Raw genomic sequence first — 13,586 nt, forward strand, 5'->3', positions numbered from 1 at the left:
GGCCTCGACGACCACCGAACCCGCCTCATGATTGCTTGGCTGAGCGCGCACTTCGTCTCCATCGTCGACGGTGTCGCCTACGGTCTGCTGCTGTTCACCCTCGCCGTGGGCCTGTCCCTGGTGTTCGGGATGATGGACGTGCTGAACCTCGCCCACGGCACCCTCTACCTGGCCGGCGCCTACGTCGCCTTCGCCCTCTCCGACGGGAGCTGGGTGGGTCTGGTGATCGCCCTGATCGTCGGTCTGATCGTCGGTCTGCTCGGTGGTGGCCTACTGGCCGCCGCGGTGGCCCCGCTCCAGGGCAGAGGACATCTGGATCAGGCAGCACTGACCCTGGGCATCATGCTGATCGGCGGCGAACTGATGATCATGCTGTTCGGTGCCGAGGTGCTGCCCACCGCCCCGCCGGTGGATCTGCGACATTCGATCCCGCTGCTCGGTAGTACCTACCCGGTCTACCGCCTGGTGTTCATCGCGATCGCCGGACTGCTCGCGGTGCTGGTCTACCTGGCCTTCGAGCGCTCCTCGATCGGTGCCCTGGTGCGGGCCACGGTGGCCGACCGCGACATGGTGCGGGCGATGGGCGTCGACACCCGGGTGATCCTGTTCGGGGTCTTCGCCTTCGGTGCCGCACTGGCCGCGGTCGGCGGGGTGCTCGGCGCGCCGATCATGGCTCCCGGGCCCGGTATCGACGAACGGGTGCTGGTGCTGTCGCTGGTGGTGATCGTGATCGGTGGGCTCGGCTCGGTGCGCGGTGCCCTGCTCGGGGCGCTGTTGATCGGCCAGGTGCAGACCCTCGGCGTTGCCCTGGTGCCCGACTACGCACCCTTCCTGCTGTTCGGCGCCATGTTGTTGGTTCTCGCCCTGCGCCCGCAGGGCCTGTTCGCCCCGGGACGCGCATGAGTACCGCCAAGCCTTTCCCCGTCCGCCTCGCCCTGCTGGTCGCGGTGGTGCTGATCCTGCTGGCCCTGGTGCCGTGGGTTTTCGGCACCTTCACGGTGATGACCTTCACCCGCGCGGTGATCTTCGCGGTGCTGGCGATGAGCGTGAACCTGCTCACCGGTGTGACCGGTATGCCGACCCTGGGCCAAGCCGCCTACTTCGGTGTCGGCGCCTACACCGGTGCCCTGGTGGCCATCCATTGGTCCGAGCTGGGCATCGTCCAACTCGTACTCGCCACCCTGGCCGGGGTAGTCGCCGCCTTGCTGACCGGGCCGGTGGCGATCCGGGGCCGCGGGGTCGCCTTCTTGATGATCACCCTGGCGATCGGTGAGATCGCCTTCTCGGCGGCCGGCCGGCTCGACTCGATCACCGGCGGCACCGACGGGCTCAGCCGCATCCCACCGGTGGTATTGACCCCCGGTGGTGAGGGATTGGTCAACGAGGGGCTGATCTACTACTACGCCCTGGCCGTGGCGATCCTGGCCTTCCTGGGCGTGCACGTCCTGTTGCGCTCGCCCTTCGGGTTGACGCTGCGGGGTCTGCGCGACAACGAGGCCCGGCTGCGCGCGGTCGGGTACCGCACCGACACCTACGGCCTGGCCGCCTACATCTATGCCGGCGGGCTGGCCGCCCTGGCCGGTTCGCTGTGGACCTCCTCGCAGCGGTTCGTTGCCCCCGGCGACCTCGGCTTCTCGATCTCGGCACTGGCACTGCTGGCAGTGATCGTCGGCGGGGTCGGTTCGATGTGGGGCGCCTGCCTCGGGGCGCTGCTGGTGGTCTTCGTCCGCGACTACTTCGGGCAGATCTTCTCCGGACACGCCTCCCTGCTGCTGGGCATCCTGTTCGTGCTCACCGTCTATCTACTGCCCAAGGGCATCACCGGTGGACGAGCGCAGTGGCGACGGTTGTTCCCCACCGAACGCGGCGGTGAGACGAAGGTGGTGGATCCGGTATGAGCGAGAAGCCCGCCCTGCAGGTACAGGGTCTGTCCCGCCACTTCGGCAGCCTGAAGGCCGTCGACGATGTCTCCTTCGAGGTGCGCCCGGGCAGTCGGCATGCGGTGATCGGCCCCAACGGTGCCGGCAAGTCGACCCTCTTCGCGCTGATCGGCGGCGCCCTGCCGGCCACCTCCGGGCAGGTCTGGCTGCACGGCAAGGACATCACCTCGATGGCCGAACACGTCCGGGCCCGCTCCGGCCTGGTGCGGACCTTCCAGCACTCCTCGCTCTTTCTCACCGCCACCGCCCGCGAGAACGTGCTGCTCGCGGTGCAACGCAAGCACGGCGTCCAGGGACGACCCTGGCGGGCGGTGACCCGACGGCGGGCCCTGGTGGAAGAAGCCGACGCGGTGTTGGACCAACTCTCCCTGCTCGACCGTGCCGAACAGATCGCCGGGGCCCTGTCCCACGGAGAACGCCGCCAACTCGAGGTCGCGGTGGCCCTGGCCACCTCACCGTCGGTGCTGCTGTTGGACGAGCCGGCCGCCGGCATGTCACCGGCCGACACCCAGGCCTTCCAGGAGATCGTGCTCGGTCTGCCCTCGGAGGTGACCGTCCTGCTGGTCGAACACGACCTGGATCTGGTGTTCGGGGTCGCCGACCAGGTGACCGTGCTGCACCTCGGTCGGCACCTGCTCACCGGGCCCCCCGGTGAGGTTCGTGCCAGCGACGAGGTGCAGCGGGCCTACCTCGGCGCCGAGGACACCTCCGAACTGTTCCTCGAGGAGGACCAGGTATGACGACCCCCGAGCAGACCGGCACCCCGATCCTGTCCACCCGCGACCTGGTCTCGGGCTACGACGGTTCCCGGGTACTGGACCACGTCAGCATCGATCTGCCCGAGGGTGGAGTACTGGCCCTGCTGGGCCGCAACGGTGTCGGCAAGTCCACCCTGATCAGCACGATCATGGGCCTGGTGCGTCCGATGAGGGGATCGATCACCGTGCGGGGCAAGGAGGTCGCCGGAGCCCGTCCGGATCGGATCGCCAAACTCGGCGTCGGTCTGGTGCCCCAGGGCCGCCACATCTTCGCCCCGCTGACCGTGGCCGAACACCTCGAGATCGCCGACCGCGCCGGCCGCAAGGGCGACTGGACCAAGCAGCGGGTGATCGAGTTGCTGCCCCGGCTCGGCGAGCGAATGCGTAACCGCGGCGACCAACTCTCCGGCGGTGAACAGCAGATGCTCGCGATCGCCCGGGCACTGCTCACCAACCCCACCATCCTGCTGCTCGACGAACCCTCCGACGGCCTGGCCCCATCGGTGGTGCACCAGGTCGGTGAAGTTGTCCACGAGGTCTGCAACGCGGGCATGTCGGTGCTGATCGTCGAACAGAACCTGCGCCTGGCCCTGTCGGTCGCCGACCGGGTCGTGGTGATGCAGAAGGGCGCGGTCAAGTGGGACGTCGGGGTCGACGAGTTCCGCCGCAACCGCGCCCGCGCCGAAGAACTGCTGGGGATCTGACCGGTGTCGGCCACCACCCCAGTCACGGGGCCCGGACGGGCACCGCAATGTCACGCCAACCGAAACCGAACCGGCCACCCCGCCGGAGCTGAGAGGAAGGGCCTGTAATGCCGCCGACCGAGCTCACCCCTAGTGCGCACGTCGACACCTTCTGCCGTGACAATCTGCCGCCACGTGAACTGTGGCCGGAGATGATCTTCGAGGTGCCGGAGGTCCACTACCCCGACCGGCTGAATGTCGCCACGGTGCTGCTCGACGACGTGATCGACAAGATGCCCGGTGGCGCCGATCGTCCCTGTGTGATGTCCCCGGACGGAATCCGGTGGACTTATGGGGAGGTGCGGGCCAGGGCCAACCGGATGGCCCACGTGCTCGTCGACGATCTCGGCCTGGTGCCCGGCAACCGGGTGTTGCTGCGCGGACCGAACAACCCCTGGCTGGTGGCGGTGTGGTTCGCGGTGCTCAAGGCCGGTGGTGTCGTCGTCCCGACGATGCCGATGCTGCGTCCGGGCGAACTCGCCACGATCGGCGAGATCGGCAAGTTCGACATCGCGATCTGCGACCACCGGTTCACCGACGACCTGCTCGCCGCCGAGATCAAGGACCTGCGTACCTTCACCTACGGTGGCGAGGTCGAGGGCCTGGGTGACATCACCGCGATGGCCGAGGCCAAGCCCGACACCTTCGACGATGTCGATACCGCCGCCGACGATGTGTCGATGCTGGCCTTCACCTCCGGCACCACCGGGCGTCCGAAGGCCACCATGCACTTCCACCGCGATGTACTGGCCAATGCCGATACCTTCTCGCACTATGTGCTGCAGCCGCAGGCCGATGACGTGTTCATCGGCACCCCGCCGATCGCCTTCACCTTCGGTCTGGGCGGTCTGGTCGTCTTTCCGCTGCGGGTCGGTGCGAGCACCCTGATGGTCGAGAAGGCCACCCCCGAACAGCTCGCCGACCTGATCGCCGAACACCGGGCCACGGTGTGTTTCACCGCTCCCACCGCCTACAAGGCCATGTTGGCCAAGGGCAAGGCGGGCCACCTCGCCGGCCTGCGGCGCGCGGTGTCGGCCGGGGAACACCTACCGCAGTCGCTGTGGCAGCAGGTGCATGCCGAGACCGGGCTGAAACTGATCGACGGCATCGGGGCGACCGAGATGCTGCACATCTTCATCTCGGCCGCCGACGAGAGGATCCGCCCGGGGGCGACCGGTCTCGCAGTCCCCGGTTACCGGGCCAAGATCGTCGACGAGTTCGGCGAGGACGCCCCCGACGGAACCCCCGGCCGACTCGCGGTCAAGGGCCCGACCGGGTGCCGCTACCTCGCCGATGACCGCCAGACCGTCTACGTCCAGGACGGCTGGAACCTCACCGGCGACACCTTCGTGCGCGACGAGGACGGCTACTTCTGGTATCAGGCCCGCTCCGACGACATGATCATCAGCTCCGGCTACAACATCTCCGCGACCGAGGTGGAGGAGGCGCTGCTGTCCCACCCCGAGGTGCTGGAGTGCGCGGTGGTCGCGGCACCCGATGACGACCGGGGCCATGTGGTCAAGGCCTACGTCGTGCCGCGGAACGGCTTGTCCGAGCTCGGTGGCAGCGACGGTGAGGCGGAACTGCGCAAGAAGTTGCAGGATCACGTCAAGGGTGTGATCGCGCCGTACAAGTACCCGCGCCAGATCGCGTTCATCGACGCCCTGCCGCGCACCTCGACCGGGAAATTGCAGCGCTTCGTGCTGCGGCAACAGTCCTGAGCAGCACCCCTGGATGAAAACGCACCCCACGTCCGGTCATGCGGTGCTTCGGCGCCGGATGAGGGCTCCTGGGGTGCGTTTTCATCCACCGAGGCAAAGCCCAAGGTGAATCAAGGCTGCTCAGTGCTGGTGTGCCTTCTTCTTGATGGGCAGCAGGTGCATGATCACCACGACCACCGCGCCCACCAGCAGCCCGACCACCGCAGACAGTGCGGTCGCGACCAACCAGGACAGGAATCCGCCGACACCGGGCACGCCCGCGGCCGGATCCGCGGCCAGGTGCACCAGGTGGTGCGGCAGCGACCAACCGAGCTTGTGCGCGCCGTCGATCAGGATGTGGCCGCCCACCCACATCATCGCGACCATGCCGACACCGGACAGCACCGCGAGGATCACCGGCATCGCATCGACCAGCAACTTGCCCAGCCGCTGTGAGCCGTTGGAGTCGCGCTTCATCATGTGCAGGCCGATGTCGTCGAGCTTCACGATCAGCCCGACCACGCCGTAAACCAGCAGGGTGATCAACACCGCCACCACGGCCAGGGTGATCGCCTTCATGCTCAGCGCCATCTGGCCGGTGTCGTTGATCGTATTCAGCGAGATGACCATGATCTCGGCCGACAGGATGAAGTCGGTGGTGATCGCGCTGCGCACCATCGTCTTCTCCACGTCGGCCCCCTGCTGGCCCACCGGGTGGGCGGCCTCCGCGGGTTCGTGGCCGGAGATCTTCTCCCAGAGTTTCTCCGCCCCCTCGAAGGACAGGTACACCCCACCCACCATCAGTAAGGGAATCAGCACGATCGGCAGGAAATGATCCAGTAACAGCAGCAGCACCAGCAGGATCGCCTTGTTGACCAGCGACCCCCGCGCGATCCGCCACACCATCGGCAGTTCGCGGGCCGGGCTGAAGCCCTGCACGTATTGCGGGGTGACGGCGGCGTCGTCGACCACCACACCCATCGCCCGGGATCCGGCGACGCTGGTCATTTTCGCGATGACCGCCACATCGTCGAGAAGAGCTGCCAATCCACCGGCCACCGCAAGACCTTCCTAACAGTCAACTGAGTCGATAGAAGCTATCACCGCAGCGGCTTCAATCCGTCGCATGCTCGCCGAGAATTTTCCCCGATTCGTCATCGTCCGGGGGTGGCTGCCACCGGTCGACGATGCGGGCGAGTTCGACCAGATCGGCGCGGTATGCGGCGATCCGGCAGCCACGCTCGTTCGGTTTCCAGGCGATGCCCTCCTCGGCCCAGTGCGGGGCGGCGTCGGTGGTCAGGTGCCGGGGCAGATCCCCGTAGGAGTTCGTGACCCGCCACCAGGGCAGGCCGTGGCCGTGGCGTCGCATGATCGCCCCGGCCTGGCGGGCGGTGATCCCGACCAGGCCGGCCAGGTCGCCGTAGCTGATCACCCGCCCGGGCGGGATCGCCTCCACCGCGACGAGGGCTCGTTCCACGGTCTGCTCGTCCATGGCCGCAGCACCCCCTCCGCGGGTTGTCCGTTGGTCTTGGTGACGGTAACAGCGCAGTAGACTCCCCTGCGTGTCCCCCTCCGGCCAGCCCGCGCTCAACGTCACCGACCTGACGGTGCGTTTCGGTGCCACCACCGCTTTGGACGGGCTGTCGCTGACCGCCGAGACCGGCCGGGTGACCGCGCTGTTGGGCCCCAACGGGGCCGGTAAGACCACCCTGATTCGGTGCGCCACCGACATCGTCACCCCCGACGGCGGACGGGTCGAGGTTTTCGGCCTGCCTCCCAAGGATGCCTGCGCCCGCGGTCTGGTCGGGGTGATGCCGCAGTCCACCGGCGCCTGGTCCTACATCCGGCCGCTGGAATTGCTGAGCTACCTCGCGAAACTGCACGCCAACCCGTTGCCGGTCGATGCACTGGCGAAACAGCTGGGTCTGCACGAGTTCGCCCGCACCCCCTACCGCCGGTTGTCGGGTGGGCAGCAGCAGGCGGTGAATCTGGCCGGGGCGTTGATCGGACGGCCGTCGCTGGTGGTGCTGGACGAGCCCACTGCGGGCATGGATCCGCACGCCCGGCATGCGGTGTGGAACCTGATCGCGCGACTGCGCGAGGCCGGCACCTCGGTCTTGCTGACCACCCATGCGATGGACGAGGCCGCCCATCTGGCCGATCACATCTGGATCGTGGAGCACGGCGAGGTCCGGGTGCACGGCACTCTGGCCGAGTTGACCGCCGACGGCCGGGACCTCGAAACCGTCTATCTGACCAGTACCAAACCCCGGATGGTGCCGTGACCACCCTCGACCTCTCCCCCGCCCCCGGCGCCGCGCCGACAGCCGGAAGGATCTGGGCCCATGGCCGCACCGAGGCCATGCTGCTGGCCCGCAACGGGGAACAACTCCTGCTGGCGCTGGTCATTCCGGTTGTCCTGTTGCTGCTCGGGCGCTTCGCCGGCGGCCGGGTGGGTCTGGACGACCCGAACCTGGTGCCACCGTCGGTGTTCGCCGTGGCGATCTGGTCCAGCGCGTTCAACTCACTGGCGATCGCCACCGGCTTCGAACGCCGCTACGGCGTGTTGGAACGGTTGTCGTCCACCCCGCTCGGCCGGGCCGGATTGATCACCGGCAAGGCGGTATCACTGTTGCTGGTGACCGCGGGGCAATTGCTGGTGCTGGCGGTGGTGGCCTTCATCCTGGGCTGGCGCCCGGTGTTCTCGGTGCCGGCCCTGCTGGTGGCGATCGTGGCCGCAGCCCTGGCGGTGCTGGCCTTCGCCGCCTGGGCGCTGGTGCTGGCCGGACGGTTGCGCGCCGAGATCACCCTGGCCCTGGGCAATCTGATCTATCTGATCTTCCTGATCGGCGGAGCGGTTTTTCTGCCGGTCGCGGCCTACCCCGACGTGGTACAGCCGGTGCTCTCCCTGTTGCCGACCGCGGCACTGGGTGAGGCGCTGCGGCATGCTGCCGCCGGAGAGATCGTGGGATGGCCGTTGGCAGTACTGTCGGTATGGGCCGCGTTGGGCCTGTTGGTGTCACGAAAGGTGTTTCGATGGTCTTCTTGATGCGGCATTTCCGCAGCGAACGCGCTCTGCGTGGATGGTCCATCGCCCTGCTGATCGCGAACATGGGCATCGTGCTCACCGGCGGTCTGGTGCGGGTCACCGGTTCGGGGTTGGGTTGCCCCACCTGGCCGCAGTGCACCCAGGAATCCTTCGTGCCCGAGGGTCAGGTCGGCATCGGTGAGTTCATCGAGTTCGGCAACCGGCTGCTCACCTTCGTGCTGGTCTTCGTCGCCCTCGGCATGATGGCCGCGGCCCAGTACCACCGCGACGAGACCGGGCAGCGCCGTCCCGGTATGCGCACCCTGGCCCTGCTGGTGCTGATCGGGATGCCGACCCAAGCCATCGTGGGCGGCATCGTGGTGCTGACCCAACTGCCGCCGTCCTGGGTCGCGATTCACCTGTGGTTGTCGCTGGTGCTGATTGCGTTGTCGGTGCAACTGGTGCGTCGCGCCCACAAGCTGCGTCCCAAGGTGCTGCCGACCCTGCCGGTCTTTCTGGTGCGCGGCATCTTCGTGGTGATGTGGGTGACCGTGCTGATGGGCACCCTCACCACCGGTGCCGGTCCCCATGCCGGTGACGCCGACGTGGCCCGCAACGGCCTGAACTTTCTGAACATGGCCAAGGCCCACGCCTGGACGGTGTGGGCGATGGTGGCCGCCACGGTACTGGCCGTGGTGCTGATCCGTTCCCGGGCCGCGATCGCATTGCTGGTGGCTCAGTTGTTGCAGGGTCTGTTCGGGTATCTGCAGATCTTCGATGCCGGCAATGGCGAACCGCTGCTGCCGATGCAGTTGCTGGTCGCGGCCCACATGCTGCTGCTGACGGTGGTGGTGGCGCTCACCACGAATCTGATGCTCACCGTGCGCCGGCGCACCAAGATGCCGGTGATCGACCGGGCCGAGGAGGCCGAGGCCCGGGCTTCGGCCTGAGCCTCGCCGAGTCGGGCGAAGGTCCGACGCGACCGGAACTCAGAAGATCAGCGGATCGATCGCCATCGCCACGAAGAGCAGCGCCAGGTAGCTGTTCGAGAAGTGGAACAACCGCATCGGCTTGAGTGCCAGCCCGGTCACACCCTGACGGGCGCGCCACCAGAGCCGGACGGCCTCCCAGAGCACGATCGCACCGGTGATCGCGGCCACCGCCAGGTACAGCGGCCCGGTCGGTGCGATCGGCCACAGGGCCACCGAGGTGGCCACCATCAGCGCGGTGTAGACCAGCATCTGGGTGGTGGTGTAGGTGTCGGGACGCACCACCGGCATCATCGGCACGCTGACCTTGGCGTAGTCGTCGCGGTAGCGAATCGCCAGCGCCCAGGTGTGCGGCGGGGTCCAGAAGAACACGATCGCGAACATGATGATCGGGGCCAGTGAGATCTGCCCGGTCACCGCGGTCCATCCGATCAACGGCGGGAAGCAACCGGCCAGCCCGCCCCAGACGATGTTCTGCTCGGTGCGCCGCTTCAGCACCATCGTGTAGACCAACACGTAGAAGGCATTCGCACCCAGCGCCAACAGGCCCGACAGCCAGTTCGCACCGAAGCCCAGGATCAGCGTGGACGCAATGCCCAGCACGATCGCGTAGATCGTCGCCGGCAGCGGCGCGGCCTGGTGCCGCGGCAACGGACGGCGCCGCGTGCGGCGCATCTGTTCGTCGATATCGCGGTCGAGCACATTGTTCAACGCATTGGCACTACCTGCCGCCAACGCCCCACCGGCCATCGTGACCGTCACCAGCAGCAGCGGCGGAATCCCGCGGTGGGCGAGGAACATCGCCGGCAGCGTGGTGATCAGCAGCAGCAGAATGATCCGCGGCTTGGTCAACTGGTAGTAGGCGTTGATGATGTCACCAACGGAGACTGCGTTCCCGGCGGTGCGCTGTTCTTCGCCCCCGGTGGGGAACTGCGCCGTCGGTATCGCGTCCATGTGGGTGCTCGACACAAAAGCCTCTCGAATGGCGGGATTTCGGCTCGGCGGAGCCGTAGACCTCGGCAGTGTACCCCGAATCCCGCATTGTTTTCCCGCCTCGTCCAGTCCCAGCGGATGCCCGGTGAGTGTCCATCGTTCGTTCGGGGTCACTAGGCTGGGGCCCGGCCACACCCGAAGGGCAAATGAGGAGGACTCGGATGACCGAGGCAGCAGCTTTCACCTGGACCGATCTGGACGCCAAGGCGGTCGATACCGCCCGGATTCTGGCGGCCGATGCGGTGCAGAAGGTCGGCAACGGGCACCCCGGAACCGCGATGAGCCTGGCCCCGGCGGCGACCCTGTTGTTCCAGAAGGTGATGACCCACGACCCGAACGAGCCGCTGTGGCCCGGCCGCGACCGGTTCGTGCTTTCCTGCGGGCACTCCAGCCTGACCTTGTACGTGCAGCTCTTCCTGGGCGGGTTCGGTCTGGAGATGGACGATCTGAAGGCCCTGCGCACGTGGGGGTCGCGCACCCCCGGCCACCCCGAGTACGGCCACACCGACGGGGTGGAGACCACCACCGGCCCGCTGGGCCAGGGCATCGCCAATGCGGTGGGCATGGCGATGGCGGCCCGGCGTGAACGCGGCCTGTTCGACCCGGACTCCCCCGCCGGAGAGTCGGTCTTCGACCATCAGATCTACTGCCTGGCCTCCGAGGGCGATGTGCAAGAGGGCGTGTCGGCCGAGGCCAGTTCACTGGCCGGCACCCAGCGACTCGGCAACCTCACCCTGATCTACGACGAGAACGAGATATCGATCGAGGACGCCACCCAGATCGCCTTCACCGAGGATGTCGCTGCCCGCTACGAGGCCTATGGCTGGCACGTCCAGACCGTGTCGTGGCGTGATGGGGGCGAGTACCACGAGAACATCGAGGCCCTCTGGGACGCGCTGGCCGCCGCCCGCGAGGTCACCGACCGGCCCAGCTTCATCCGCCTGCGCACCATCATCGGCTGGCCGGCCCCCAACCTGCAGAACTCCGGCAAGGCCCACGGCGCGGCCCTGGGTGATGACGAGGTGGCCGCCACCAAGAAGATTCTCGGTTTCGACCCCGAACAGTCCTTCGCGATCGACGTCGAGGTGCTCGCCCACACCCGCGCCCTGGGTGAGCGCGGTGCCGCCGCCCGACAGGAATGGCAGACCCGTTTCGACAGGTGGCGGGCCGACAACCCCGAGCGGGCCGCCCTGTGGGACCGGCTGTCCAACCGCGAACTGCCCGAAGGTTGGGACGCCGAGCTGCCGACCTGGGAGGCCGATGAGAAGGGCATCGCCACCCGCGCCGCCTCCGGCAAGGTGCTGAACGCGCTGGCCCCGAAGCTGCCCGAACTGTGGGGCGGCTCGGCCGACCTGGCCGGGTCGAACAACACCACCATCGACGGCGAACCGAGCTTCCTGCCCGAAGACCGGCAGAGCGAATCCTTCCCCGGCAACCCGTACGGACGCACCCTGCACTTCGGCATCCGCGAGCATGCGATGGGCGCGATCGTCAACGGCATGCTGCAGCACGGCGGCACCCGTCCCTACGCCGGCACCTTCTTCGTGTTCAGCGATTACATGCGCGCCTCGGTGCGGCTGGCCGCGCTGATGAAGCTGCCGGCGATCTATGTGTGGACCCACGACTCGATCGGGGTCGGCGAGGACGGCCCCACCCACCAGCCGATCGAACATCTGGCCGCGGTGCGCGCGATTCCGGGCCTGGACGTGGTACGCCCCGGTGACGCCAACGAGACCGCCGCCGCCTGGGCGCAGGTATTGCGCAATGCCGACCGTCCGGCCGCGCTGGTGCTGAGCCGGCAGAACCTGCCGGTGCTGCCGCGCGGCGAGGGCTTCGCCGACGCCGCCGAGACCGCCCGGGGCGGCTACATCCTGCGCGACTGCGAGGGTGAGCCGGAGGTCGTGTTGATCGCCTCGGGTTCGGAACTGTCCGTCGCGGTGGCCGCCGCCGAGACCCTGAACGCCGACGGCACCCGGGCCCGGGTGGTGTCGATGCCGTGCCGGGAATGGTTCGACGAGCAGGACGACGCCTACCGCGACGCGGTGTTGCCGCCGACCCTGCGGGCCCGGGTGGCCGTCGAAGCCGGCGTCGCCCAGGGCTGGCGGGAGCTGATCGGTGATGCCGGCCGCTTCGTCGGGCTGGATCACTACGGCGCCTCGGCCGCGGGTGGGCTGTTGTTCGAGAAGTTCGGACTGACCGCCGATGCGGTCGTCCGGGCTGCCGAGGAAACGATCGCGGCCGCCGCCGAACCGGCTACCGTGAGCAACGCCCGGGCCGCCAGCGGCCCCGCCCGGCTGGGCGGCTGAGCAACCAACGAGACCAGGAGAATCCATATGACCGACCGTTTGAAGGCCCTCGCCGATGCCGGCGTATCGATCTGGCTCGACGACCTCTCCCGCGAGCGTCTGGCGACCGGGAATCTGGCCGAGCTCATCGCGCAGAAGTCGGTGACCGGGGTGACCACCAACCCGACCATCTTCGCCGCTGCCCTGGCCCAGGGTGAGCGCTATGCCGAGCAGGTTGCCGAGTTGGCGGGCCGGGGCACCGGTGTCGATGCCGCGATCACCGCGCTCACCACCGACGATGTGCGGTTGGCCTGCGAGATGTTCGAGGACGTCTACGACGCCACCGAGATGGTGGACGGACGGGTGTCGATCGAGGTGGAACCGGGCCTGGCCCGGGACTCCGACGCGACCATCACCCAGGCTCGGGAGTTGTATGCCCGGGTGGGTCGACCGAATGTGATGATCAAGATTCCGGCAACCGCCGAGGGGCTGCCGGCGATCAGCGCGGTACTGGCCGAGGGCATCTCGGTGAACGTCACCCTGATCTTCTCCCCGCAGCGGCACCGTGAGGTGCTGGACGCCTGGCTCACGGGCCTGGAGCAGGCCGCTGCCGGCGGCCGTGACCTGGCGTCGATCGGTTCGGTGGCCTCGTTCTTCGTCTCCCGAATCGATGTCGAGGTCGACAAGCGCTTGGAGCAGATCGGCACCGAGGAGGCTCTCGCCCTGCGTGGCAAGGCCGCGATCGCCAATGCCCGGTTGGGTCATCAGGTCTACACCGAGGTGATGGCCTCACCGCGTTGGCAGGCCCTGGCCGCCAAGGGAGCCCAGCCGCAGCGTCCGCTGTGGGCCTCGACCGGGGTGAAGAATCCCGATTACCCCGACACCCTCTACGTCGACGAACTGGTGGTGGACGGCACGGTCAACACGATGCCGGAGAAGACCCTGCTGGCCGTGGCCGATCACGGTTCGGCCGACGACCGGGTGACCGGCAGCTACCAGGAGGCCGCCGAGACGATGGCCGCGCTGCGTGAGGTCGGGGTCGACCTGGACGAGGTCTTCGAACTGCTCGAGAGCGAGGGCGTGGACAAGTTCGTCGTCTCCTGGGACGAGCTGGTCGACACCGTCCGTACCGCCCTCGAACAGGCCTGAC

General features: G+C 68.0%; 13 protein-coding genes. 10 read left to right on the plus strand and 3 right to left on the minus strand.

What is annotated here, in order from left to right:
* The first annotated feature begins 27 nt into the window (after window positions 1–27).
* From ACR4XW_RS00930 to ACR4XW_RS00950, 5 genes are all read left to right on the plus strand, one after another.
* The gene (locus ACR4XW_RS00930) at window positions 28–903 is read left to right on the plus strand and encodes a branched-chain amino acid ABC transporter permease (RefSeq protein WP_434758632.1); all 876 of its coding nucleotides are present in this window, start codon (window positions 28–30) and stop codon (window positions 901–903) included.
* Entirely contained in the window at window positions 900–1,898 is a 999-nt protein-coding gene (locus ACR4XW_RS00935; protein WP_434758633.1) for a branched-chain amino acid ABC transporter permease, read from the plus strand. The genes ACR4XW_RS00930 and ACR4XW_RS00935 overlap by 4 nt, the downstream gene beginning before the upstream one ends.
* Window positions 1,895–2,680, plus strand: a complete 786-nt coding sequence (locus ACR4XW_RS00940; protein ID WP_434758634.1) for an ABC transporter ATP-binding protein — start codon at window positions 1,895–1,897, stop codon at window positions 2,678–2,680. Before ACR4XW_RS00935 ends, ACR4XW_RS00940 begins: the two co-directional genes overlap by 4 nt.
* Window positions 2,677–3,402 carry an ABC transporter ATP-binding protein gene (locus tag ACR4XW_RS00945; RefSeq protein ID WP_434758635.1) on the plus strand — a complete coding sequence of 242 codons (726 nt, stop codon included), beginning with the start codon at window positions 2,677–2,679 and terminating at the stop codon, window positions 3,400–3,402. The genes ACR4XW_RS00940 and ACR4XW_RS00945 overlap by 4 nt, the downstream gene beginning before the upstream one ends.
* A gap of 107 nt (window positions 3,403–3,509) precedes the next feature.
* Entirely contained in the window at window positions 3,510–5,162 is a 1,653-nt protein-coding gene (locus ACR4XW_RS00950) for an AMP-binding protein (protein ID WP_434758636.1), read from the plus strand.
* A 120-nt stretch (window positions 5,163–5,282) separates the two neighbouring features.
* Here ACR4XW_RS00950 and ACR4XW_RS00955 read toward each other — a convergent pair whose 3' ends face one another.
* Complete coding sequence (locus tag ACR4XW_RS00955; RefSeq protein WP_434758637.1) at window positions 5,283–6,200, minus strand: DUF808 domain-containing protein; 918 nt, start codon at window positions 6,198–6,200, stop codon at window positions 5,283–5,285.
* A gap of 55 nt (window positions 6,201–6,255) precedes the next feature.
* Complete coding sequence (locus ACR4XW_RS00960) at window positions 6,256–6,633, minus strand: MGMT family protein (RefSeq protein ID WP_434758638.1); 378 nt, start codon at window positions 6,631–6,633, stop codon at window positions 6,256–6,258.
* 70 nt (window positions 6,634–6,703) lie between these two features.
* On the opposite strand from ACR4XW_RS00960, the gene ACR4XW_RS00965 reads away from it, so the two are divergent.
* From ACR4XW_RS00965 to ACR4XW_RS00975, 3 genes are read left to right on the plus strand one after another with little or no spacing between them, the layout of a single operon-like run.
* Complete coding sequence (locus ACR4XW_RS00965) at window positions 6,704–7,426, plus strand: ABC transporter ATP-binding protein (RefSeq protein ID WP_434758639.1); 723 nt, start codon at window positions 6,704–6,706, stop codon at window positions 7,424–7,426.
* Complete coding sequence (locus ACR4XW_RS00970) at window positions 7,423–8,190, plus strand: ABC transporter permease (RefSeq protein WP_434758640.1); 768 nt, start codon at window positions 7,423–7,425, stop codon at window positions 8,188–8,190. Before ACR4XW_RS00965 ends, ACR4XW_RS00970 begins: the two co-directional genes overlap by 4 nt.
* On the plus strand, window positions 8,178–9,119 hold the full coding sequence (locus ACR4XW_RS00975) for a COX15/CtaA family protein (RefSeq protein ID WP_434758641.1): 942 nt from the start codon (window positions 8,178–8,180) through the stop codon (window positions 9,117–9,119). The genes ACR4XW_RS00970 and ACR4XW_RS00975 overlap by 13 nt, the downstream gene beginning before the upstream one ends.
* A 39-nt stretch (window positions 9,120–9,158) precedes the next feature.
* Here ACR4XW_RS00975 and ACR4XW_RS00980 read toward each other — a convergent pair whose 3' ends face one another.
* Entirely contained in the window at window positions 9,159–10,112 is a 954-nt protein-coding gene (locus ACR4XW_RS00980; RefSeq protein ID WP_434759385.1) for a heme o synthase, read from the minus strand.
* A gap of 200 nt (window positions 10,113–10,312) precedes the next feature.
* Here ACR4XW_RS00980 and tkt point away from each other — a divergent pair, with 200 nt between their 5' ends.
* Both tkt and tal read left to right on the plus strand, forming a co-directional pair.
* Window positions 10,313–12,457, plus strand: coding sequence for a transketolase (gene tkt, locus ACR4XW_RS00985; protein ID WP_434758642.1), 2,145 nt, complete (start codon window positions 10,313–10,315; stop codon window positions 12,455–12,457).
* 27 nt (window positions 12,458–12,484) lie between these two features.
* A complete protein-coding gene (gene tal / locus ACR4XW_RS00990) occupies window positions 12,485–13,585 on the plus strand; it encodes a transaldolase (protein ID WP_434758643.1) in 1,101 nt (366 codons plus the stop codon).
* Window position 13,586 lies beyond the last annotated feature (1 nt).

It is taken from the genome of Pseudenemella bisphenolivorans (assembly GCF_051133435.1).
Classification (GTDB): domain Bacteria; phylum Actinomycetota; class Actinomycetes; order Propionibacteriales; family Propionibacteriaceae; genus JAAYAO01.